24 protein-coding genes are annotated in these 21,558 nt (G+C 64.5%); 10 read left to right on the top strand and 14 right to left on the bottom strand.

Translation table 11 applies throughout. The annotated features are described in order from the left end of the window. The first annotated feature begins 12 nt into the window (after nt 1-12). Nucleotides 13-594: a helix-hairpin-helix domain-containing protein gene (locus ACP7BY_RS14720; protein ID WP_310302070.1), complete on the top strand. Its 582-nt coding sequence runs from the start codon at nt 13-15 to the stop codon at nt 592-594. A gap of 21 nt (nt 595-615) precedes the next feature. Here the strand turns inward: ACP7BY_RS14720 and ACP7BY_RS14715 are convergent, their stop codons facing one another. Continuing rightward, nucleotides 616-1,113, bottom strand: coding sequence for a PIN domain-containing protein (locus ACP7BY_RS14715; RefSeq protein ID WP_033965126.1), 498 nt, complete (start codon nt 1,111-1,113; stop codon nt 616-618). Beyond that, nucleotides 1,113-1,352, bottom strand: coding sequence for a type II toxin-antitoxin system Phd/YefM family antitoxin (locus ACP7BY_RS14710; RefSeq protein WP_033965125.1), 240 nt, complete (start codon nt 1,350-1,352; stop codon nt 1,113-1,115). Before ACP7BY_RS14710 ends, ACP7BY_RS14715 begins: the two co-directional genes overlap by 1 nt. Before the next feature lie 198 nt (nt 1,353-1,550). Between ACP7BY_RS14710 and ACP7BY_RS14705 the strand changes: the two genes are divergently transcribed. Beyond that, on the top strand, nt 1,551-2,915 hold the full coding sequence (locus ACP7BY_RS14705) for a cation:proton antiporter (protein WP_033965123.1): 1,365 nt from the start codon (nt 1,551-1,553) through the stop codon (nt 2,913-2,915). A 56-nt stretch (nt 2,916-2,971) separates the two neighbouring features. After that, nucleotides 2,972-4,180, top strand: a complete 1,209-nt coding sequence (locus ACP7BY_RS14700) for an alginate export family protein (RefSeq protein ID WP_033965121.1) — start codon at nt 2,972-2,974, stop codon at nt 4,178-4,180. Here ACP7BY_RS14700 and ACP7BY_RS14695 read toward each other — a convergent pair. From ACP7BY_RS14695 to ACP7BY_RS14685, 3 genes are all read right to left on the bottom strand, one after another. After that, nucleotides 4,177-5,706, bottom strand: a complete 1,530-nt coding sequence (locus ACP7BY_RS14695; protein WP_033965119.1) for a tryptophan halogenase family protein — start codon at nt 5,704-5,706, stop codon at nt 4,177-4,179. The genes ACP7BY_RS14700 and ACP7BY_RS14695 overlap by 4 nt on opposite strands. 104 nt (nt 5,707-5,810) lie before the next feature. Continuing rightward, nucleotides 5,811-6,653 (bottom strand): alpha/beta fold hydrolase, encoded by an 843-nt coding sequence (locus tag ACP7BY_RS14690; protein WP_126848999.1) that lies wholly within the window; start codon nt 6,651-6,653, stop codon nt 5,811-5,813. Nucleotides 6,654-6,888: 235 nt separating this feature from the next. After that, nucleotides 6,889-7,551 carry a response regulator transcription factor gene (locus tag ACP7BY_RS14685; protein WP_126849000.1) on the bottom strand — a complete coding sequence of 221 codons (663 nt, stop codon included), beginning with the start codon at nt 7,549-7,551 and terminating at the stop codon, nt 6,889-6,891. Nucleotides 7,552-7,674: 123 nt separating this feature from the next. On the opposite strand from ACP7BY_RS14685, the gene ACP7BY_RS14680 reads away from it, so the two are divergent. Further along, nucleotides 7,675-8,472, top strand: coding sequence for a sensor histidine kinase (locus ACP7BY_RS14680; protein ID WP_081988725.1), 798 nt, complete (start codon nt 7,675-7,677; stop codon nt 8,470-8,472). 86 nt (nt 8,473-8,558) lie between these two features. Here the strand turns inward: ACP7BY_RS14680 and ACP7BY_RS14675 are convergent, their stop codons facing one another. From ACP7BY_RS14675 to ACP7BY_RS14640, 8 genes are all read right to left on the bottom strand, one after another. Continuing rightward, a complete protein-coding gene (locus tag ACP7BY_RS14675; RefSeq protein ID WP_033965117.1) occupies nt 8,559-8,918 on the bottom strand; it encodes an HdeA/HdeB family chaperone in 360 nt (119 codons plus the stop codon). Between the two features lie 213 nt (nt 8,919-9,131). After that, nucleotides 9,132-9,506, bottom strand: coding sequence for a response regulator transcription factor (locus ACP7BY_RS14670; RefSeq protein WP_137902716.1), 375 nt, complete (start codon nt 9,504-9,506; stop codon nt 9,132-9,134). Between the two features lie 75 nt (nt 9,507-9,581). Then, nucleotides 9,582-10,241, bottom strand: a complete 660-nt coding sequence (locus tag ACP7BY_RS14665) for a response regulator transcription factor (protein WP_033965115.1) — start codon at nt 10,239-10,241, stop codon at nt 9,582-9,584. Between the two features lie 147 nt (nt 10,242-10,388). Further along, nucleotides 10,389-10,568: a hypothetical protein gene (locus tag ACP7BY_RS14660; RefSeq protein WP_033965113.1), complete on the bottom strand. Its 180-nt coding sequence runs from the start codon at nt 10,566-10,568 to the stop codon at nt 10,389-10,391. Nucleotides 10,569-10,681: 113 nt separating this feature from the next. Next, nucleotides 10,682-13,072, bottom strand: coding sequence for a TonB-dependent receptor domain-containing protein (locus ACP7BY_RS14655; protein ID WP_137902723.1), 2,391 nt, complete (start codon nt 13,070-13,072; stop codon nt 10,682-10,684). Between the two features lie 28 nt (nt 13,073-13,100). Beyond that, on the bottom strand, nt 13,101-14,051 hold the full coding sequence (locus ACP7BY_RS14650; RefSeq protein ID WP_033965111.1) for a FecR family protein: 951 nt from the start codon (nt 14,049-14,051) through the stop codon (nt 13,101-13,103). 33 nt (nt 14,052-14,084) lie between these two features. Next, nucleotides 14,085-14,600 (bottom strand): RNA polymerase sigma factor, encoded by a 516-nt coding sequence (locus tag ACP7BY_RS14645; RefSeq protein ID WP_033965109.1) that lies wholly within the window; start codon nt 14,598-14,600, stop codon nt 14,085-14,087. A 182-nt stretch (nt 14,601-14,782) separates the two neighbouring features. Next, nucleotides 14,783-15,418, bottom strand: coding sequence for a M23 family metallopeptidase (locus ACP7BY_RS14640; RefSeq protein WP_052192353.1), 636 nt, complete (start codon nt 15,416-15,418; stop codon nt 14,783-14,785). A gap of 137 nt (nt 15,419-15,555) precedes the next feature. On the opposite strand from ACP7BY_RS14640, the gene ACP7BY_RS14635 reads away from it, so the two are divergent. From ACP7BY_RS14635 to ACP7BY_RS14610, 6 genes are read left to right on the top strand one after another with little or no spacing between them, the layout of a single operon-like run. Beyond that, entirely contained in the window at nt 15,556-16,368 is an 813-nt protein-coding gene (locus ACP7BY_RS14635) for an aldolase/citrate lyase family protein (RefSeq protein WP_231565115.1), read from the top strand. 6 nt (nt 16,369-16,374) lie between these two features. Continuing rightward, a complete protein-coding gene (locus ACP7BY_RS14630) occupies nt 16,375-17,205 on the top strand; it encodes an inositol monophosphatase family protein (protein ID WP_126849007.1) in 831 nt (276 codons plus the stop codon). Continuing rightward, complete coding sequence (locus ACP7BY_RS14625; RefSeq protein WP_137902717.1) at nt 17,202-19,082, top strand: polysaccharide biosynthesis/export family protein; 1,881 nt, start codon at nt 17,202-17,204, stop codon at nt 19,080-19,082. Before ACP7BY_RS14630 ends, ACP7BY_RS14625 begins: the two co-directional genes overlap by 4 nt. An 8-nt stretch (nt 19,083-19,090) precedes the next feature. After that, nucleotides 19,091-20,197 carry a capsule biosynthesis protein gene (locus ACP7BY_RS14620; RefSeq protein ID WP_137902718.1) on the top strand — a complete coding sequence of 369 codons (1,107 nt, stop codon included), beginning with the start codon at nt 19,091-19,093 and terminating at the stop codon, nt 20,195-20,197. Then, nucleotides 20,194-21,165, top strand: a complete 972-nt coding sequence (locus ACP7BY_RS14615) for a glycosyltransferase family 2 protein (protein WP_033965108.1) — start codon at nt 20,194-20,196, stop codon at nt 21,163-21,165. Before ACP7BY_RS14620 ends, ACP7BY_RS14615 begins: the two co-directional genes overlap by 4 nt. Next, nucleotides 21,165-21,473: a hypothetical protein gene (locus ACP7BY_RS14610; RefSeq protein ID WP_249340832.1), complete on the top strand. Its 309-nt coding sequence runs from the start codon at nt 21,165-21,167 to the stop codon at nt 21,471-21,473. Before ACP7BY_RS14615 ends, ACP7BY_RS14610 begins: the two co-directional genes overlap by 1 nt. On the opposite strand, the gene ACP7BY_RS14605 is transcribed toward ACP7BY_RS14610, so the two are convergent. Next, on the bottom strand, nt 21,470-21,558 hold an 89-nt coding region (locus tag ACP7BY_RS14605; protein ID WP_426288173.1), incomplete at its 5' end, for an IS3 family transposase. The genes ACP7BY_RS14610 and ACP7BY_RS14605 overlap by 4 nt on opposite strands.

Below are 21,558 nucleotides of genomic sequence, written 5' to 3'. Positions count from 1 at the left end.
ACACAGGAGACCATGATGGCTAGCGGCCCGCAAAACCCGAACCAGGCGATCGACGTGATGGGACCGATCACCACCGTTCATATCGTCCTGATGGCGGCGCTGGCGATTGCGGCGGTCCTCGCCATCTGGTGGGGGACGGTGTTGCGCCGCCGCCGGGCGGAGGCAGAAACCCAAGTCGACGAAGACTTCGCGATCGCCGAGGAACATGGCGCAACCACGCCCGCCACCGTGCAAGGTATGGACGAAACGCCGTTGCCCGACCCCGCTTCGTCGCCCGAAGCCGTCGCCCCGCCGGTGCCCGCTCAGCCTCCGGTGCCCGCGCCGACACCAAGCGCGCCCACTCCACCGGTCGCCACCAACCTCGTCCAAATCAAGGGGCTGGGTCCGAAACTTGCCGCCGCACTTGGCGAACACGGCATCACCAGCGTCGAACAGATCGCCGCGCTAAGCCCGTCCGCCGCCGCTGACCTGGACGCAAAGCTCGGCACCTTCAAAGGCCGCATGACGCGCGACCGCTGGGTTGAACAGGCAAAGCTGTTAAACGCTGGCGACCGCGCGGGCTATGAGGCGGCATTCGGAAAATTGGGCGGCTGACCCGACCGCATCCGCTGGCAATCACGATCGTACGAACAGATTCCGCAGCCAGACCGCCCCGTCACGCCCGGCGGTGCGCCAATCGGCGTCCTCCGCCACCTCCTCGGCTCGATAACCGGTCGGATCGAACAGCTTGACCCGCGCAGTCTTGAAGGCGGCGGTATTGCGGGTCACCAGCGTCAGTCCATGTTCGAGCGCGGTCGCCACAAGCAAGGCGTCGCGCATATCCGCCAATGTTACCTGACCGCGCCGTTGCGCCACCGCAGTGTCGATGGGCAGGATATTGCCGTCAAAGGCGGGAATCACCCGATCGTCAATCCAGCGGCGCAGCGCCGCACCCGCAGCCTTGTCGCGCCGCGCAGCCTGGGTCGCCGCGGCCTCCAACTCGATCACGGTCAGCGCCGACACGAACAAGCGCTCGCGCGCGACCTCCCCGGCCCAAAGCGCAAGGCCCTGCTCGGTGTCCGGGCTTCGCGCACGGCGAAGATCGAAGACGATCGGCGTGTCGAGGAGAAACATTAGGAGACCTCCCGCGCGGCCCAGCGCCCCGGCGGTGGCAGCTCGTCGTCAGAGGCTCCCGGCATGGCGAGAAGATCGACGATCGAGTCGCACTGCCCGCTCATCTGGCGAAACGTTTGGAAGCTCATCAACACATGTGTCGGGCGTCCGCGGTCGGTTATGAACACCGGTTCGGTACGGGCCAAGCGCTTTGCCGCGCTGACATCCTGGTTGAACTCCCGGCTTCCGATGACCTTCATATGTGCCTATGTCGCTATTTTGAGCATGCTATTATGTAGCGATGTTACTACATTGTTGACCCCGCGCAACACAAGGCACGATGTGGCGGAAAAAACGCGGCGTCGACCCGCTACGGTGTTGCACACATCGGAATAAGCGCGCTTTTCTAAACGTCGCGACGGCGGGGACGCAGCTGCGCGAGACGATGGGGAGAGTGCATGTTTGAACTGTTGACCAGCGCGTGGCACGCGCTGACGGGGGTCCTAGGTCCGCACGGTCCGGCGGTGAATGCCGCAAAGAGCTATGTACCTGGCGACTTCAGCATCCACTTTTTCCTGCAGCTCGCCGTCATCATTTTCACCTGTCGCGTGGTCGGATGGCTGGGCAAGAAACTGCTGCACCAGCCGCAAGTCGTCGGTGAAATGATCGCCGGCGTGATCCTTGGGCCTTCGCTGTTCGGGCTGCTTCTTCCCGATCTGCAGCTCACTGTCTTCCCCAAGGAAACGCGCAACGTGTTGTACGTGGGCGCACAGCTGGGCGTCGGCCTGTATATGTTCATCGTCGGGCTGACGCTGAACCTTGATCACTTCAAATCCAAGGCGCGCAGCGCGGCAATGGTATCGGGGGCGGGAATCGCGGCACCGTTCCTGTTTGCAGTGCTGATCACGCCCTTCCTGTTGACCGTCCCCGGCCTGTTCGCGCCGGGCATCGACCGGGCGAGCGCGACCCTGTTCATGGGCGCGTGCATCGCGCTGACGGCGTTTCCAATGCTGGCGCGGATCATCAACGAGCGCGGGCTCGCCAACTCGTCCCTGGGAACCTTGTCGCTGACGGCCGGTGCCTTTGACGATGCCGCATCGTGGTGCGTGCTGGCGATCGTGCTGGCCACCTTCGGCGCGGGGGCCGGGGTGGCGGTGCTCGCGATCGGCGGTGCGGTGCTCTACACCGCCTTCATGCTGGGGTTCGGGCGGCGCTTGCTCGCCCCGCTCGGCCGCATTGTCGAGCGAGAGGGCGCGATGAGCAGCGAGATGCTGGCGATGGCCATGCTGCTCTTCTGCCTGTCGGCCTTCGTGATGGATGCGATCGGGATCCATGCCATTTTCGGCGGCTTCCTGATGGGCGTGTGCATGCCGCGCGGGCTGTTCGTCGAGGAGCTGAAGCGCAAGGTGGAGCCGCTTGCGGTGGTGCTGCTGTTGCCCATGTTCTTTACCTATTCCGGGCTCAACACGCGCCTGGACATGGTCAACTCCGCCACGCTGCTGGTCATCGCGCTGGGCATCCTCATCGTATCGATCCTCGCGAAATTCGGGGCATGTTACGCGGCCGCGCGTTTGTCGGGCGAGGACAATCGTACGGCGCTCGGCATTGGGGCCTTGATGAATTCGCGCGGGCTGATGGAACTGATCATCATCAATATCGGCCTTCAAAAGGGCATTATCGGGCCGACGCTGTTCTCGATGCTGGTGCTGATGGCGATCGTCACGACCGTCATGGCCACGCCGTTGTTCGAGGCGGTCTATGGCCGCAAAGCACGCGCACGCGGCGAACTGGGCGCGCTCGACGCACCGCTTGCAACCATCTGATCCTGCGCCTCGCCGCCAAGGCGGTGGGGCCAAAGCTTTTCTTTTCGGAGAACGCCATGAAGACCGCGCTTGCGATAGCGGCCGGCCTGTCGTTGGGGGGTGTCGCCCATGCCCAGGAGGTTACGGTTACCCCCAGCGCCGACGTGCGCCTGCGCTACGAGCATATCGACCAGGATGGATTGCCCCGCGATGCCGATGCGGTGACGCTGCGCATACGCCCCGGTGTCACCGCCAGCTGGAACGGCTGGTCCGCCCTCGTCGAGGGCGAGGGCGTGCTGGCGCTGGCCGACGGCTACAATGACGGATTGAACGGCAAGACGCTCTACCCGCTGGTGGCCGATCCGGAGAATATCGAGCTCAACCGCGCGCAATTGCGCTATGCGGGCAAGGATGGCCTGGCGCTGACGACGGGACGGCAACGCCTCGCCTTTGTCGACGAACGCTTCGTCGGGTCAGCCGGATGGCGGCAAAGCGAGCAGACCTTCGATGCCGCACGCTTCCAATGGGGCAAGGCGACCGGACTCACCGCGGACCTCGCCTATAGCTGGAACGTGCAGACCGTGAACGGTAGCAACGGGACGGGCGCGCGGCCGCGCTACATCGGCGGCAACAACCTCTTCGCGGTACTTGGCTATGCGACCGGCATCGGCACAGTCAGCGGCTTCGCCTATCTCGTCGATCAGGATGCCAGCGCCGTGCAGGGCTTTCGCCTGTCGAGCCAGATCTATGGCGTGCGCTTTGCCGGCAAGGCTGCGCTCACCCGCGACATCTCGCTTGGCTATAGTGCGAGCTGGGCGCGGCAAAGCAACTGGCATCGCAACCCCAATCGTTATGCCGCGAGCTATTGGCTGGGCGAAGCGACGCTCGGCATAAAGGCGTTCACCGCAACGATCGGCTATGAGGTGCTGGGCGCGGACAAGGGTATCGCGCTGACCAGCGTACAAACGCCACTCGCCTCCTTCTTCAAGTTCAACGGTTGGGCCAGCAAGTTCGCGACCACGCCGCCAAACGGCCTGCGCGACGGTTATGGGACGATCGGCTATGGCTGGAAAAACATCGGCCCGCTCGACGCCATCACTCTGGGCGCGACCTGGCACCGTTTTGCCAGCGACCGGCTCGATCAGCATTATGGCGACGAGCTCGACCTGATCGCTTCGGCCCGGCGCAAACACTACACGCTGTCGGCACGCTTTGCGCGCTATCGCGCAACAAGCTTCGCGACCGATACCGACAAAGCGTGGCTGCAGATCGACTGGAACCTTTAGCGAAGCATCAGACCGGCATTGATATCGTGCAGCAGCGCGCGGTTGGTCGGCAAATCGGCAACCGCGCGCTCGCCAAAGCTGCGGATGCGCGCGAACATCTTTTCCGCAACCGCCCCGTCCGGAAAATCCCCCCGGCCCGCCGCAAGATCGGTCGGGAAGTCCATGCCGTACAGGATGTACTGATAGTTGAAATAGGCGAAGCTTTCGACATCGATCAGGAAATCGAAGCGGTTGGGCGGGCGGTGCCGCCATTGGTCCAGCAGATCGCGCAGCGCCTCGGGGATCGAGTCCGGGGCGATATTGTCGCGCCAGAACGGCTCCTCGCGTCGGCTGAGACAATAATGCAGCTTCAAAAAGGTGATAATCCGGTCATAGCGCGCCGCCATCAGCGCATTGAAACGCCGCGCGGGCGCATCGATCGGCCCGGTATGGGGAAACAGTTCGGCGATCATCGCCACCGCCGCCTCGACCAGCACCACGCCGGTCGATTCGAGCGGCTCCAGAAAGCCCCCCGACAGGCCCACCGCGACGCAATTCCCAATCCATTGCTGCGTGCGATAGCCCGATTCAAACGGGATGGTGCGCGCAGTAAAGCGATCGTGACCGATATAGCGCTGCAACATCTCCGCGGCGCGATCGTCGGTCATATGCGCCGAGGAATAGACGCACCCGATGCCGCGCGCACCCTCCAGCGCGATATCCCATGTCCACCCCGCCGGATGCGCTGTCGCGATCGTGAAACTCTCGATCGGCGCATCGGCACGATCGTAACCGATCTTGCAGGCGAGCGCGCGATCGGTGAACAATTGGTCCCGCACCGACTTGAACGGCGCGCCCAGCGCCTTGCCGATCAACTCGGCGCGGAAGCCCGAACAGTCGATATAAAGATCGGCTTCCAACGCGCCATGCTCGCGCGTCGCGACATGGGCGATGCTGCCATCCTCGGCCAGCGCGACGTCGGTCAGCAACCCTTTGAGGTGCCGCACCCCAAGTTCGACCGCGCGGTGTTCGATGATCTCAACGAATTTGCCCGCATCGAAATGATAGGCATAGTTGAGCGGCCCGGAGAACGCGCCTTCATCGGCCCGCTTGGGCGCACGGCCGCTTTCGGCGACGCGATTCTGGATCGTCATGGCTTCGGCAAAGGGCGCGCGCTTCGCCGCGTCCTGCAACAGCCAATAGGGAACCAGGCTGGTGCGCTCGGTATGGAACGGCGCTTCGAACGGATGCAGGTAACGATGTCGCCGCCCGTCGGCGGTCGGCGCGTGCAGCCAGTCGTCGAAACGGATACCCTGTTTGAAGGTGCCCGATGTCTCGCGCAAAAAGTGCGCTTCATCGATGCCAAGGAACTGCAGCGTCGCGCGGATTGTGGGAAACGCGCCTTCGCCGACCCCGATGATCCCGATGTCGGGCGATTCCAGCAGCGTGATCTCGATCCGCCCATCGAAGAAGCGAGCGAGATAGGCGGCGGCAAGGCATCCGGCCGTGCCGCCCCCCACTACCAGGATCTTTCGCTTGGCAGGCATTCCTTTCCGCTAGCGCATCGCGGCCCCAGCGGGAACACCAAACCGGCAATTGGAGACAATACCCGGTCGATCATTCCCGATGGCGCGTGCGATGGCCGGGAAGGTCAGCCCTTTACGAAGGCAAGCAGATCCGGATTGATCACATCGGCATGCGTGGTCAACATGCCGTGCGGATAGCCGGGATAAATTTTGAGCGTCCCGTGCTGCACCAGCTTGGCCTGCAGCAAAGAGGCATCCTTATAGGGCACGACCTGATCGTCATCGCCCTGCAGGATGAGCGTGGGCACCGACATCGCCTTGAGATCGTCGGTCTGGTCGGTTTCCGAAAACGCCTTGATGCCTTCATATTGGGCCAGTGCGCCGCCCATCATGCCTTGCCGCCACCAATTGTCGATCACTGCCTGCGAGACCTTCGCGCCCGGACGGTTGAAGCCGTAGAACGGGCCCGACGCGACATCGAGATAGAATTGCGCACGTCCCGCCGCGAGTGCCGCGCGGTAACCGTCGAACACCGAAATCGGCGTGCCGCCCGGATTGCCCGGCGTCTTGAGCATCAGCGGGGGCACCGAGCTGACCAGCACCGCCTTGGCGACGCGCCCCTGCGGCTCACCATAGCGCGCCACATAGCGTGCCACTTCGCCGCCACCCGTCGAATGGCCGATGTGCACCGCATTGCGCAAATCGAGATGCTCGACCACTGCCGATGCGTCTGCGGCGTAATGATCCATGTCATTGCCGGTCGACACCTGGGTGGAACGGCCGTGGCCACGCCGATCATGCGCGACGACACGATAGCCGTTGAGCAGGAAGAACAGCATCTGCGTGTCCCAATCGTCCGCCGACAACGGCCAGCCATGATGGAAGACGATCGGCTGGGCATCGCGCGGGCCCCAGTCTTTGAAGAAAATCTCGGTACCGTCTTTGGTCTTCACAAAACCACTGCTCATGATCGTATCTCCGTGAGGCTGGGGGAAATGAGATTGCGCGAAGCCTGCCGAGGGCAGCAGCGTCGCCGCTGCAACCCCGCCTAACCCCATCACGACGGTGCGGCGGGATGGTTCGACAGTTGGGAATGGCATGCGTCGCGCCTCCGGGCTGAAGCTGGATTGCTTCTCGAGAAACGGGCTAGCCCCGACCGCCGGGCGGGCAAATTATACGATAGTTGCGGTCCCCGGCGGGCCGTCAGGCGTAAGCGGCGAACCTGGCGGCGGTGACTTCGCGAGCACCCAGCCCTTCTGCCATCCGGACAAGGTCGGCGAGCGACTGCGCCCGCATCTTGCGCATCATATTGCCGCGATGGATCTTGACCGTGATTTCGCTGACCGACAGGCGACCGGCAACCTGCTTATTGAGCAGACCCGCCGTGACGAGGCTCATCACCTCGCGTTCCCGCGGCGTCAGCGTATCGTACAGGCGACGAACGTCCTCCGCCTCGCAACGCGCCGCGCGGCGCGCGCGATCGATCACGACGGCCTCATCGATCGCCGCAAGAATGTCGTCATCGTTGCAGGGCTTTGTCAGAAAGTTGACGGCCCCCGCTTTCATCCCGCGAACCGTCATCTGGATGTCGCCGTGCCCGGTCATCAAAATCACCGGCACATGCAACTGACGCCCCAGCAGCTCCTGCTGAAAATCGAGACCGTTCAAGCCGTTCAGACGGATGTCCAGCAGCAGGCATGCCGCCTCCTCCGCTCGCCCGCACCCGAGATATTGGTCCGGCGACTCAAAGGCACACACGCTAAAGCCAACCGAGCGTAGCAAGCTGTCGATAGCGGCGCGCACAGCACTGTCGTCATCGATAACGCAGATCAGGCCTGACGGCGTTTTGGCCAAGTCGCTCACCATGCGTCTCCCCTTCGTCTCAACGATCGCCCGACCGAGCCATCGCCCCGCCGACCGGAGCCAGACCCTATTCCACCGACGGATATGCGCTAGCCATCTCTGCAGGTGCCGACCCCAGACTTCCGTATGATGGACCGGGCCCTGGCGCACGTCCTGTCGGTCCTTACAAAAGCGTCTGGATGCGGCCTAAACGTCCGTATGATGGCGCATGCTCGGCAAACGGAGGATCAGGTCTCATCACCGTTTGAAGAGAGCACTCCGCCAATGACCCCTGTGCCGACTCTCACGCTGAACACCCCCTCGGCGTTCACCGTGCTTCCGCCTGCCGCCAAGCGGACCGTTGCGGACGAATCCCATCACCGGATCGCCAACAATCTGCAACTGCTCGCGGCAATGGTGTCGATCGAGGCACGCCGCGTGGCGGATCCCCTGGCGCTCGCGGCGCTCACCATGACTCAGCGCCGCATTGCGGCCATCGCGGGGGTGCACCGGCACCTCTATCAGGCCGGCGATCCGCTCGCAGTCGATCTGGCCGCGTATTTGCAGTCACTGGGCGAGGATCTTCAGCAGTGCTGCGCCGATCCGGCGGCGGGGCGCAATATCGTCGTCAGTGTCGAACCGGTTACGGTCTCGTCCGACGACGCGACCGCGCTGGGCATTCTGGTGTCCGAGCTGGTCGGCAACGCCTGCAAATATGCCTATCAGCCGGGGCAGCCGGGCGACGTATGGATTACGTTATCCGCGATGCCTTTCGGGGGATATCGCCTCGATGTGTCCGATCGGGGGCGCGGCATCGTCGCGGGGGCCGCACCTCAAGGGACCGGCTTTGGTGCGCGGCTGATTGAGATGATGGCAACCCGGCTTAACGCCTCTTACGCGTGGCATGACGCCGCGCCCGGCACACTCTTTTCGCTGTTCGTCTAGCTCTTGCGCCAACGGCACCGAGCCCAGAAAGCGCGATCCCGCGCACACGAAAGGGGCGGACCAGCAACGCTGATCCGCCCTTGGCCTTACCGCTGATACAATACAGTGCTGACCGTATCGCGCAGCGCACCGTGACGGCGCGACTTGCACGTGCTGACCACGACCGGCACGATTTTTTCAACCCCCGTAACGTCGATGACCTTGACCTTGGGATCACGCCCCTTGTTCAGACCGATGGCGTAGGAAACCGCTTGCGGCTTGAACTTGTCAGCCAGACTGAGAAAGTCCTCGCATGAGACTTCTTCGCCACCCTTGCGCGTGTTGACGAATTGATTGGTGGTGACGACGCCATTCTTGACAGAAACGGGCTTGGCGCTCTGCGCGGAGACTGGACCAGCAAGAGCAACCGCAAGGAGGCTGGTGAAAAGAAGTGTTGGCTTGAGCATGGGCGGACCTTTCTGATCGTGTTCGCAAGCGAACGCACGAGGTGAACATCGAAAGACCGCGATCCGGACAACAAGTACTGCATCGGCTATCCGGTCGCGATCATCGCCTATTTAGGTCGGCCCGACTGCCCGTTTGATCATACCTAGATATGGGTTTCGGCTTTAGCTCTACGTCGGTCTGCAATTCGTCGGAACTGCAGCCGCGTGCGCCGCTCAATCAAGCGGACCAAGCACATCGGCGAGATAGCCGGCAAGGACTTCGGCTGCACCCGGCTTTTCCAAAAGACACGCGATACCACCCCTTCCCGCGCGATCCTTGATTTGCTCCGTGGGATAGGCGGTCATCAGGATGAAAGGAACAGTGCTGCCATTCGCGTGAAGTGTCTCATGCAGTTCCACACCCGACATACCCGGCATATGCAGGTCCGAAACGATGCAGCCCAGCTCCGCAGGTGGCGAATCCAGAAACGCGAGCGCCGAAGGAAACTCCGCCACCTCCAGCCCGAGCGACCGCACCAAGCTGACGGTTGCCAAACGCACGAGCTCGTCGTCTTCAACTATGGCAACCGTCCGCGCTCTGTCCTGCATCAACTTTCCCGGTCGGAGCGATGCCGACGCACGAACTTTAGAAGCGGTTGTTCAAAGCGGAAACCATACGAAGGTCTAGGCAGAAGAGGTACGCCCCTCGGCAAGCGCGGCTGCGCGAACCAGATCCGCGATCGTGCGAACCCCCATCTTCTTCATCATCGAGCCGCGGTGCATCTTGACCGTGATTTCGCTGAGGCCCAGCTGGCCGGCAATCTGCTTGTTCATCAACCCGGCAACCACGAGTCCCATTACCTCCGTTTCGCGGTGGGTTAGCGTGGCGTAACGCTGGCCTGCCGCATGAAGCGCATTTTCGGCGGCCAGCCGTTTACGATCCCGCTCCAGCGCAGCTTCGACCGCGTCGAGAATGTCCTGATCGCGAAATGGCTTGGCGAGGAAGTCCACCGCCCCAGCCTTCATCGCGCGAACGCTCATCGCGATGTCGCCATAGCCGGTGATAAAGATGATCGGCGCGTGATCGCCGCGCTCCGCCAGCTTCGCCTGAATTTCCATGCCGTTCATGCGCGGCAGGCGAATATCCACGACGAGGCAGGTGGGACCGGCGGGACGTGGATGTTCGAAGAGCGCCTGGGCGGAGTCGAAAAGCAGGGTTTGCAGCCCGATCGAACGAAACAGGGAGTCCATCGCCGCGCGCACCATCGAATCATCGTCGACGACGATGACCGTTGGGGCGGTTGCCTCATGGGCTCCTGCGCTCGCTCCGGGGTATTGTGACACTCGAACCCTCTCCCGAAGTCGCTTGGCGCGACACGCTCGCCGTCAAGCCGGCCAGACGCGCATCGACGACGCGGTTGCCCGCATGTCCCAAACGAAACCGCCGCGCAAGAATTGCCCGGCGGGGGCGCAAGCGCAACACCTTCCCCGTCAAGCCAGCTCCCGGACCGCAGAGACCTCTACATAGCGGGCAATCTGCGCGCGTGTCACGGCCTGCGCATCTTGCCCCGCCGCCACCGCCCGGTGCCAGGCGACGACCCATTCCAGTGCCTGATGGAGCGTCAGCGACGGTCTCCAGCCGAGCGCGGCAAATATTCCTTGATCAAACATCCCTTGCCACCAAGACAAATCACGAAATCATTCAGCCCTGTGGTAGACGGAGGCACCGGGACGAGCCCGTAATCGGTCCATGGCGAGAACCCGCCTCGCCACCGCAGTGGCGCTCAAAAAGCCAGATCGAATCCCAGGCGGACGCTGCGCGGCTGCAGTGGGGTGATTTCGTCGTGGTCGCGCAGCAGGAACGGCGATCCGTAAGCGAAGCGGTTGCCGCGCATATCGAGCAGATTGGTGACCGCCAGGCTGATCCCGAAACGCGGCGGACCGATGCGAAGCTCGGTCCCGGTGTCCCAATACGCGCCCTGGATCTTTCCCAACACCGTGCCGACGCCGAGCGTCGAATGGCCGATATAGCGAGCGAAGCCCGTCGCTTGGACGGGGGTGCCAGCGACGCGGCGCTCGTAGGTGGCACCGACGCGACCGCTCGCATCGGCCACGTTGGGCAAACGGCTCGAATCGAGATTGGCACCTTCGAGACTGATCAGGAACGGCGAGGAACGGATGACCCGACTGCTATTGAGATAGAGCGAAGCCTCCAGTTCCAGTCCGTCGACTGGTCGCCATTTCGAGGCCATCCCGATCGACAGGATCCGTCCGTCGCCGATGTTCGACGTGGTCGGAAACCCAAAGCCGTCGATCAAATCCGCCTGAATATTGGTCCACCGTGTCCAGGCGATTCCGATGTTGGCGTCCAACCGGTGGGCGCGCCAACGCAATCCTCCTTCCAGCGTACCGAGGCGGTCGGCGTTAAAATGCTGGATGAAGTCCTGCCGCACCGCGATTCCGCCTGGGCGGAAGCCTTGTTGATACCGCGTGAACAGCGTCCAGGCATCGCCAATGCGATAGGCCAGCGCCGCCGACGGCAGAAAGCGCGATTCGCTGCGCGATGCCTCAGCCCCCGGCTCCACCCGCAGCGCCACCGGCTGCACGACGTCCAGCGATTTGCCCGAGAGCCGCGAGGTGGTGGCGCGCCCGCCGAGCGTGACCGTCAGTCGGGGCAGCAGTTTGACGGTACCCTCGCCATAGACCGTCGCTTCCTGAACCATGTTCCGGACGCCCGTCAGCGGCACGCCGGAGGCGGCCGGGCCGGTGTCGACATACATCCGGCGATTGACGGTCGCGGTGTTCCCGAGCAGGCTTAGCCCGACAACCCACCCGGTGCCGTCGCGACCGCGTTGTCCCAGCCGACCCTCAGCTGACACCATCTCGATCTGATTGGTCTGCCCGAAAGCGGCAATAGCGCTGTTTATCGACGGAGCGAGCGCCGGTCGCGCGGGATCGGACAGTTCCTGCCCTTCGAAGATCTCGGCAACCTTCTGCCGAGTATAGCCAAGCGACGCGGTGAAATCGAGCGTGCCCCATTGCTTGCGCGCAACCAGTTCGGCCAGGCCGTAGGTGTTGTCATAAGGTTGCGCGATCGAACTGGCGCGCGTCAGGCCGTTGCCCCCGCGATCGGCATATTGCGCATCGTCTCCATGAATGCTCTGGCCGACCCCGTCGATATCGACGGTCCATCCATCGCCGGGCTCGATCCGAACGCCAAGCCGCCCCCCAAGCGTCCGCACGCGATTGACGTCCTTCAACCCGCGTTTCACGTCATCGATATATCCGGCATCGGTGGAGGCAAAGAACAGCGCGCGCAGCGCCGCGCGGTCGGGTGCCACGGGCAGGTTCAAGATGGCACCGCCGTCACCTCCCAAGCCGCCATGCTGCACCGCCTGCACGCCGCCCCACGCCTGCCCGCCGAACGCGGTGAGATCGGGCGCGCGCGGCACGACGCGCACGACGCCGCCGAGCGATCCGGCACCGTACAGCGTGCCCTGCGGCCCCTCCAGCACCTCGACCCGCTCGACGTCGTACAGCCGCAAACTCGGGTCGGGCGCGCTGTAGGTGATGCGGCTATTGCCCCAATATTGGCCAACCGTCGCCTGGGTCGGCCCGACGAAGCTCGAATCCGCGATACCGCGGATGAACAGTTTGTTGCGCCCAGGGCCGAGGTGCGTCGATGCGACGCTGGCGACACGCATTTCCAGCAGATCGTTGCCGCGCGCCGCCGCCGCCGCGCTCAGGCTGCGGCCATCGAGGATCTGCACGCCGCCGGGATAGGCGCCGAGCGGGATGTCGCGCTTCGACCCCGTCACCACGATATCCTGGGGTTCGGGCTCCGGCTCCGCAGCAGGGCGGGTTGCCGGCGGGTGCGCCGCTGCGGGCATGGCCCGTGGCGCGCGAGGAACTGCGGCGGGAGCCGCCTCGACCAGATAGGTCGCCGATGCGACCCGCCGGGCCTGCAAGCCGGTTTTTTTGAGCATGCGAGCGAGCGCTTGTTCTGCCGTCAACCGCCCCTGTACCCGGCGCACGCCGATCGTTCCGAGGCGAGGCTCCCGAAAACCGATGCTGGCACCGGTCTGCAGGCTCAGCGCGCGCACCGCCTGCGCCAGGGGTGCAGAGCGGACATCGACCGCTGCGGCGCGCTCCTGCGCCAATGCTGGTGTCGCCATGCCGATCGCCGCAAGCGGCCAGACCCTGTTACCGATCCGCATCGGCCGCGGCCATCGCCCATCCGTCCTTCCCGCGCGTAAAGCGAACACCCAGCAGCGGTCCGGCGCGGTCGAGCGTGCGCCCGGGAGAATCTGCCAGCATCAAGGTTCCGCTGAATCGCATGCGCCCGGCAATGTCGGGGATACGAATCGGCTCGCCGATATTGCGGCTCAGATCACGCGCAACCCGATCGAGCGACACATCGTCATACTCCAAATGGCCAGTCCGCCAGCCCCCAATGCCGTCGGGGCTGACTTTGCCGAGTCGAGGTTTTGCGGTAGCCGTTGGGCGCGTCAGGTTCGCGCCGGCATCAAGGCGGATGTTGTCCTTGCCGGGCGCGTACACCACCGCCCCTTGCGCCACTGCAACCTCAAGCGCGTCGTGATCATGGACGACGTCGAACACCGTGCCCGCATCGACCAGCCGCGTCCCCCCCGCCGTCACCACAAACGGATCGCGCGCATTGTGGCGGATGGTGAACAGCGCTTCGCCCGCAACCAGCGTCACCGCGCGCGGTTTGCTTGCATCAAAGGTGAGACGTGTACTGGCGTTCAGGATCACGGTTGAGCCATCGGCGAGCGCGAAGGTGCGGTGCTGGCCCGGCCCGGTCGCAATCTCCTGCTTGTGGTCGGCAGGGAAGAGCGTGACCCAGGCACCAACGACCGCCAACGCGGCAGCGGCAGCGGCACCGCCGCCGACCAGCGCCCAGCGCCGATGCGTGCGCGGACGCCCTCCAAGAGCGACCGGCGGTGGCGCACTGCGCAGCACCTCCTCCGCCCAATGGTCGTCGTCGACCGCAGCATCATAGGCCGCAAGATGCGCGGGATCCTGTTCGAGCCATTCGGTGAGGCCGTCCCAATCCGCAAAGGACGCGTCGTGAACCCGGATCACCCAGCGGCGCGCGGTTTCCTCGACCGTTGCAGATTCAGGCGCGTTCATGACCATATCCCCCTAATGACGGAGTGGTAGCGCTCATTCCGCATCCAACTTTACCTTTAGCGCCGCCAAGGCCCGATACGCCTTTTGCAAATCCTTCTCGACCGAGCTCAAACTCACCCCCAACGTCTTTGCAATCGATGCCTGGCTTTCCCCTTCCAGGCGATAGCTCCGAAACACCCGATCGACCCGCGGCCCCAAGGCGGCGAGGACGGCGTCGGCTTCGCGCAACCGCTGCCGCGCGATCAGCACGCGTTCGCCGCCAGGCACATCCTGCGGGGTATCGCCGGTGCTGTGCCAATCCTGCTGTCGCCGCTCGCGGCTGACATTCGAGCGGTGCCGGTCGCGCATCAGGTTCTCGGCCGCGCGAAAGAGATAGGAGATCGGATCGACGACAGGCTGGCTGGTCGACAGCGCGACGCGTTGCCACAAATCCTGCAGCACATCCTCGGCTTCGTCGCCCGCGCCGCGCACCGCCAGAAAGCGCAACAGACGCGCACGCTCGTTGACGATCAGGAGTTGCAGCCCGCTATTGTGCCGTTCTGCATCCATTTCGAGAGCCAAGTTCCATCGCCATGCTGCGCATACGTCCGCCGCCGCGATGGGTTGGCGGCACCGGCACCGTACGACGTCGAGTGGCATCGGCTCTAGAGTGCATGGCCATGCGTTGCCAAGTCCCTGCATGGAACGGGCGGCAATGGGCACGTCCGGTGCTGCATCGGCCAGCGATGAACTTACCGCACCGCCGCCGCCCGATCGCGCGCCCGCGCAAAGGCGGAGATATGCGACGGCGCAGCGGCGGGGGAGGCCGTTCCTTCGCTCTGCGCAACCGCCCCGAACATGCCAAGCGGATCGACGGCCTGCCCGTTCAATCGCACCTCGAAGTGCAGATGACTGCCGGTCGATCGCCCGCTCGATCCCATCAGCGCGATCACGTCCCCGCGTTCGACTCTCTCCCCGTCGTGGACAAGCAGGCGCGACAAATGTCCATAACGGCTTTCGAGATTGCCGGCATGGACGATCTCCACCAGATTGCCATAGCCGCCCGCGACACCGGCAAACCGCACGGTGCCTGCATCGGCAGCGCGCACCGCCGACCCCAAGGCACCCGGTATGTCGATCCCCTTATGCAGCGCGTGTCCCGCGTGAAACGGGTCTTCGCGAACGCCGAAACGCGACGACAGGCGGGGCAAACCGAGGGTCGCCAATGGAGCATTCAGGATCGGCGGGGCCTGTGCTGCCGACCAATCCATCATGCGGTCACGAAAGGCCGCGTCATTGCCGGCGGGAAGGCCGCCACCGGCTTCCGCTGTCGGCATCGGCGCGACGATCAGCAACAGGCACGGGCAAAGCGTCAAGGCGAGCGGCATAGCGCGAAGACGGAGCGCCCGTGCAGAACCCGTAATTGCTGGCCGATCCGCGACCGGGCGAAAAACGCTTTACGGGTTCCCCCGCGAGGCTCCGTCTCTGTCCCGACAACCACCTGCGGATCGAGAGGGAAGCCACCTTGAACATCACCGAACGCGGCATGCTCGACATGCTGAAAAGGGGCCGGGACGAATTTGGCGTGGTCGCGGTCAAGGCCGAATTCGAAGCCGAAGGCACGCGTCCCGACGAGTTTCTTCGCCTGCTGCACCTCACCCGCGCCGCGGGCTTGAAAGTCGCGCTCAAAATCGGCGGCTGCGAGGCGATCTCCGATTTGCTGGCATCGCGCCTGTACGGCGTCGACCACATCATCGCGCCGATGATCGAGACCCCCTATGCGCTCACCAAATATATCGAGGCCAAGCGCAAGACCTATGGCCTTGAGCCCGCGAGCGCCAAGTTCCTGTTCAATCTCGAGACCGATACGACGCTTCGCAACCTGGAGGCGATGCTGCCGCTGGCGGGTGCCGATCTGGATGGCGTGGTGTTCGGCCGGGTGGATTTCACCTTGTCGCGAGGCCTGCCGCGCGGCGCGATCAACGATCGTCAGATCACCGATGCGGTGCTGTCGGTCGCGCGCGCCTGCGCTGCAGCGGATCTGGAACTGGTCGTCGGCGGGTCGGTAGCAGTCGAGGCCGGGCCTGCGCTGCGCGAAATCCGCAAGGTTCGGCTCGACCGGTTCGAAACGCGCAAGGTCGTGTTCGATGGTGCCACCGCCGAGCATCCGCGCTTCGAAGCCGCGATTGCCAATGCCGTGGCGTTCGAGCTCGCCTGGCTGGAGAACAAGCGCGACTATTATGCGACGATTGCGGACGAAGACCTCGCCCGCTTGCGGATGATGCGGGAGCGTAGCGCCCGCGCGTCGTTCGATCAAAAGACCAGCGTGGCGGCCTGATCTGCAATGGCGCTTCGCGAACAGGTTTCCGCGCTGCTCCGCGAGGTGGCACAAGCGGTGGTGATGCCATGCTTCCGCGCGCTGGCACCGCACGACATTGAGGAAAAGCGCCCGGGCGAAATCGTTACGCGTGCTGATCGCGAGGCGGAGCTTCGCCTGCGCGATGGCCTGGAAGCGCTGGGTCTGGGTGCGCGAATTGTTGGCGAGGAAGCGGTCGAGGATGCACCCGAACTGCTCGACAATATCGGTACCGGGCTTGTCTGGCTGATCGATCCCCTCGACGGCACCGCCAATTTCGCGCGGGGCGAGGCACCGTTCGGCCTCATGATCGCGCTGGTCGAAAACGGCGTACCGCTGGCTGGCTGGATGCTCGATCCGTTGCGCGACCGGCTTTGCCATGCCGAGCGCGGCAGGGGCGCGACGTGCGACGGTGCCCGCGTGCGCACCACCCCGTCCGGACGCGCGCGTCCGATCGCGGCGCTCGGCACGCAGTTCCTGGCACCGGTGCAGCGCGCACGCGTGCAGGCAAGCGCCAGTCGGCGCTTTGACCTGACACCGATCCCGCGGTGTGCGGCCGAAAGCTATCCGCGCGTCGCGTTCGGACAGAATGATATCACGCTGTTCCAGCGCATCCTCCCCTGGGACCACGCCGCAGGTGCGGTGTTTCTGACCGAAGCCGGCGGCGAAATCCGGCATTGGGATCACCGCCCCTATCGCGTCGGATCGAACAGTGCGGGCGTTCTCGCCGCTGCCACCCCGGCTTTGTGGGACAGCGCATCGGCGCTCTTGCTGGGCGTCGGGAGCGCCTTGGCCGACGCGGAAGGCATTGCCGCATGACGACCGCCCGCCCGCTGTTCGCCTCTTCTACCGCAATCGCCCTGGCGCTGATTCTGGCACCCGGTTCGGGCATGGCGCAGTTGCTGTCGCCAGTGGCGGCGCAATCGCAGGATGCCACCGCACAACCGCGAAGCGCTGCGGCGGCCCAGACCGCGATCCCCCCGCAAACCAACACGGCGGGATTTCAGCCAGCGGTTATCGATAGTCCGCCGCCCGAGGCGAACGAGCCGTCCGGGGCGACCAAGCCCGAGACGGGCCCACGCGCCCATGCCGCGCCGCCCAGTCCATTCGAGAGTTACGTGTCCGAAGCAGCGGGTATGCCGGTCCGGCGCTTCGGCGCAGAATTGCTGACCCCCGGTGCCCGCGATTTTTCGGCCCCACCGACGGTTGCAGTGCCAGACGATTACCGGCTCAATCCCGGCGATCAGATCCAGATCAGCTTGAGCGGATCGGTTCAGGCATCCAATTTGCGGCTCACCGTCGACACCGAAGGCCGCATCTTCGTACCCCGGGTGGGCGGGATCACGGTGGCAGGTGTGCGCTACGCCGAGTTGCACGACGTCATCGCCCGCCAGATCGCACGCCAGTATCGCGGCTTTGATTTGCAAACGACCGTGGTGCGGCTGCGCGGCATTACCGTGTATGTTACCGGCTTCGCCAACCAGCCAGGTTCCTATTCGGTCAGCAGTCTCGCGACCCTGGTCAACGCCGTGCTGGCAGCGGGCGGACCCGCCGCCGGTGGCAGCCTGCGCTCGATTCAGTTGCGGCGCGCGGGCAAACTCATCTCTGATTTCGACTTGTACGACTTGCTGCTGAAAGGCGACAAAAGCGGCGACGCGCCCCTCCAGAATGGCGACGTCATCTATATTGCCCCCGCAGGCCCGCAAGTGGCGGTGGTCGGCGCGATCAACCGCCAGGCGATCTTCGAAGTCGGCGCGGGCGAAAGCTTGCAGGACGCGATCCTCTATGCCGGTGGCGTCAGCACCGTTGCCGACAACAGCCGCTTGCTCGTGCTCGATTCGCTGGGGCAGCGCGATGCCGGCTGGCAGCAATTGACCCCCGCCGAGGCGCGCGCGCGCCCTGCACAGCGCGGCGACATCGTCCGCGTGCTTACCAACCTAGGGCTCGCCCGCCCGCTCGAACGGCAATCGGTGCTCGTCACCGTAACCGGCGAAGTGGCGAAGCCCGGGCGCTATTATCTGCAACCCGGTGCGCATTTGGGCGCGGCGCTCGCCGAAGCGGGTGGCCTCACCGCGGGGGCATTTCCTTATGCGAGCGTGATCACCCGCGACAGCGTCCGTCAGCAACAACGCGCGAGTTTTGACCGCGCGGTCAAGGATATGGAGCTCCAGCTTTCGACCCAGCCGTTGGTCTCGGTCGACCACGCCCGCTCGGCCCAGGTGGGCAATGTCGCGCTCATCCAGTCGATCGTCGAGCAATTGCGCAAACGCGAGCCGAATGGTCGCCTGGTCTTCGACCTGCCGGTAACGGCGACCACCCTGCCCGCCGATCTTATTCTGGAGAATAACGACAGCATCTACATCCCGCCGCAGCCGGTGACGGTCGGTGTGTTCGGCGCTGTGCCGAGCCCGGCGTCCTTCGCCTATCGCCGCGGCATGACGATCGGCGACTTCGTTCACTCGGCAGGCGGTGTGCAGAAGCTTGGCGACAAGACCGGGGTGTTCGTGGTTCGCGCCAATGGCACCGTGCTTTCCAACCGCAAGCGGATCTTCCGCGAGGCAGCGTTGCCCGGCGACCTGATTTACGTGCCGATCGATTCCAATCGCGGCGAATTCTGGGCGCGGATGCGCGACGTCACCAGCAGCCTGTTCGGCGGACTGACCGGGGCGGCCACCATCGCCGCGCTGCTGAATTGAGCCGCGCGATGACGATCGGGAGCGGCCTCGTGTCGCTGCGGCACGATGCCCGCAATCGGCGGATCGCGTATGCTGTGCTCGCTGTGTTGCTCGCCATTCTCTGTGTTTTTCCGCAGCCTTACGTAGCCCGCGCCAAGATCGTGCCGCAGGATGGCAGCTCGATCGGGCTCAGTTCGTCGATGGGCGCAGCGGGCAGCCAGCTCCAAGGCTTTGCGGCATTGCTCGGCAACGCGAAGACCCCAATCGACCTGTATCTGGCGATCGGTCGCGGCGGCGAAGTCAGCGACACGGTGATCGCCCGCCTCGGGCTGGTTGGTCCAGGCGGCTACGCCAACCACGCCAAGGCCGAAAGGGCGCTCGACCGCGACATGGACGTGCATTCGCTCACCGGCGGCATCCTCGAAATCACCGCGCGCACGCATGACCCGCAATTGGCCGAGCGGCTGACGCGCGCCTATGTCCAGGCCATTGGCGAGCGCATCAACGCGCTCGGTCGTGATCGGGTGCGGCGCAAGCGCGCGGTGGTCGAGCGGCGGTTCAAGGAAGCCGTCGTCCGCGCGGCCAAGGCCGAAGCGGCGCTCAGCGATTTCCGCCGCCGCAACAAGCTGGCCGAGCCCGAAGCGCAATTGGGTGCGGAACTCACGCTGCGCGCCGGGCTCCAGGCCCAACTCCAGGCGAAACAGGTCGAACTGGAAACGCTGCAACGCTTCCAGGGTGCTGAAAACCCGCAACTCCAGTCGGTGCAGTCGGAAGTTTCCGCGTTACGCGCGCAGATTGCCGGCACCACCGCCCCCGCCGCCGGAGCCGCCGGTCCCAACGTTGCCGGTCTTTCCGCCATGTCGGGCGAATATCTCGATCTTTACCGCGACTATCGCTTCGCGCAGGCATTGTATGAAGTCTACGCGCGTTCCTCCGAAGAGGTCGCGGTCGATGCACTCGCCGCCGAGACCGCATCGGACGTCCAGATGATCGAAGCGCCGCGGCTCGACCCCGATCGCAAGTACAACATCCCGGCGGTGGCGGTGCTGCTGCTCGTGTTGCTTTGCGCCGCATTCACCGAAATTTATGCACCCGCCACCGGTCTGCGTCTTGCCCCCCGGAATGCAGACCGATGAGCGGCCGAGGCACCCCCGAACTGTCGATCGTGATTCCCTGCTTCAACGAAGCAGAGAATGTCGTTGCGATTTGCAGGGCGGTGGGTGCCGAGGCCGCCCGCCATGCGCACTCATACGAGATCATCCTGATCGACAATGGTTCGACCGACGGCACGCGCGATATCATCCGCGACCTGTGCGCTGCGGAACCGCGGGTTCGCGCCATCTTCAACACCCGCAACTATGGGCAAATGCGCTCGCCAACCTACGGCATTTACCAGGCGAGCGGCGCGGCGGTGATCGGCATGTGCGCGGATTTTCAGGATCCGCCCGAAATGATCGGAGAATTTCTGCGGCTGTGGCGCGCAGGGGCGCAGATCGTGCTCGGCCAACGCCGCTCGGAGGAAGGCGCGGGCCTGCTCGGGCCGGTCCGGCAGCTTGGTTATGCGGTACTGGGTCGGATCAGCGACTATCCGCTGATCCCCGGCGTTACGGGTTTCGGCCTGTTCGACCGGGTGGTGGTCGATACGCTCGCCACCTGGAACGAGCCGGAACCCTTTTTCCGGGGGATGGTGGTCGAAAGCGGCTACCGTCTGGCGCTGGTGCCCGTCGATCGCCCGGCACGCGCTGCGGGTACGTCGAAGAACGATGTCGCCGCGCTCGCCTCCTTTGCCCTGTCCGGGCTGGCCGGATCCGCGAAGACACTGTTGCGCGCTCCCATCCTCATTGCGCTCGGCACCGGTGCACTTGCCATCCTGCTCACGCTCGGCTCGATTACTGCGGCCTTCGTCGGCGGCCCCGTCTGGTCAGTCCTGGCAGCCGCGCTGGCGCTGGCGATGTTCGCCGTGCTGATGCTGTTCGTCGGCCTGATCGGCGAGCAAGTCCGCGTCATCGCCGAACGGACGCGCGGCGCTCCGCTGGTGCTGGAAAGCGAACGGATCAACTTCCCGGCAACCCGCGCAACCGCTCCGACCGTCCACGCGAGTTGATGCGTCGCCACCTTGCCTTGATCCCGGAAGCGCTGCTCGCGCTCACCGTGCTGGCGAGCGTCGCCTGCACGGCATGGCAGTTCGGCGTCCTCGGTTACCTGCCGCAACCCTTCGTGTTCGATACCAACGACACCTTCATGGATTGGTTCAACACCGCCTATTGGGCGAACAACCCCGGTACTTATGATGTGTGGCGCAGCATCTATCCGCCGCTATCCTTCGTGTTTCTCGACGCGTTCAGCCTGCCCGGCTGCTATCTCAATTCGCCTTTCTATGAGCTGCTGCCGGTCCCATGGACACCAAGTTAGGCTACATGAGCCTGCTTCTCGAAGTCCATGGGGCTGAGATAGCCCAAGGTCGAGTGCCTGCGCGTGGGATTGTAGAAGCGTTCGA

It is taken from the genome of Sphingomonas sp. PSPC2-2, from assembly GCF_049897725.1.
In the GTDB taxonomy this organism is placed as follows: domain Bacteria; phylum Pseudomonadota; class Alphaproteobacteria; order Sphingomonadales; family Sphingomonadaceae; genus Sphingomonas.
This window is presented reverse-complemented; position numbering and strand designations above follow the sequence as displayed.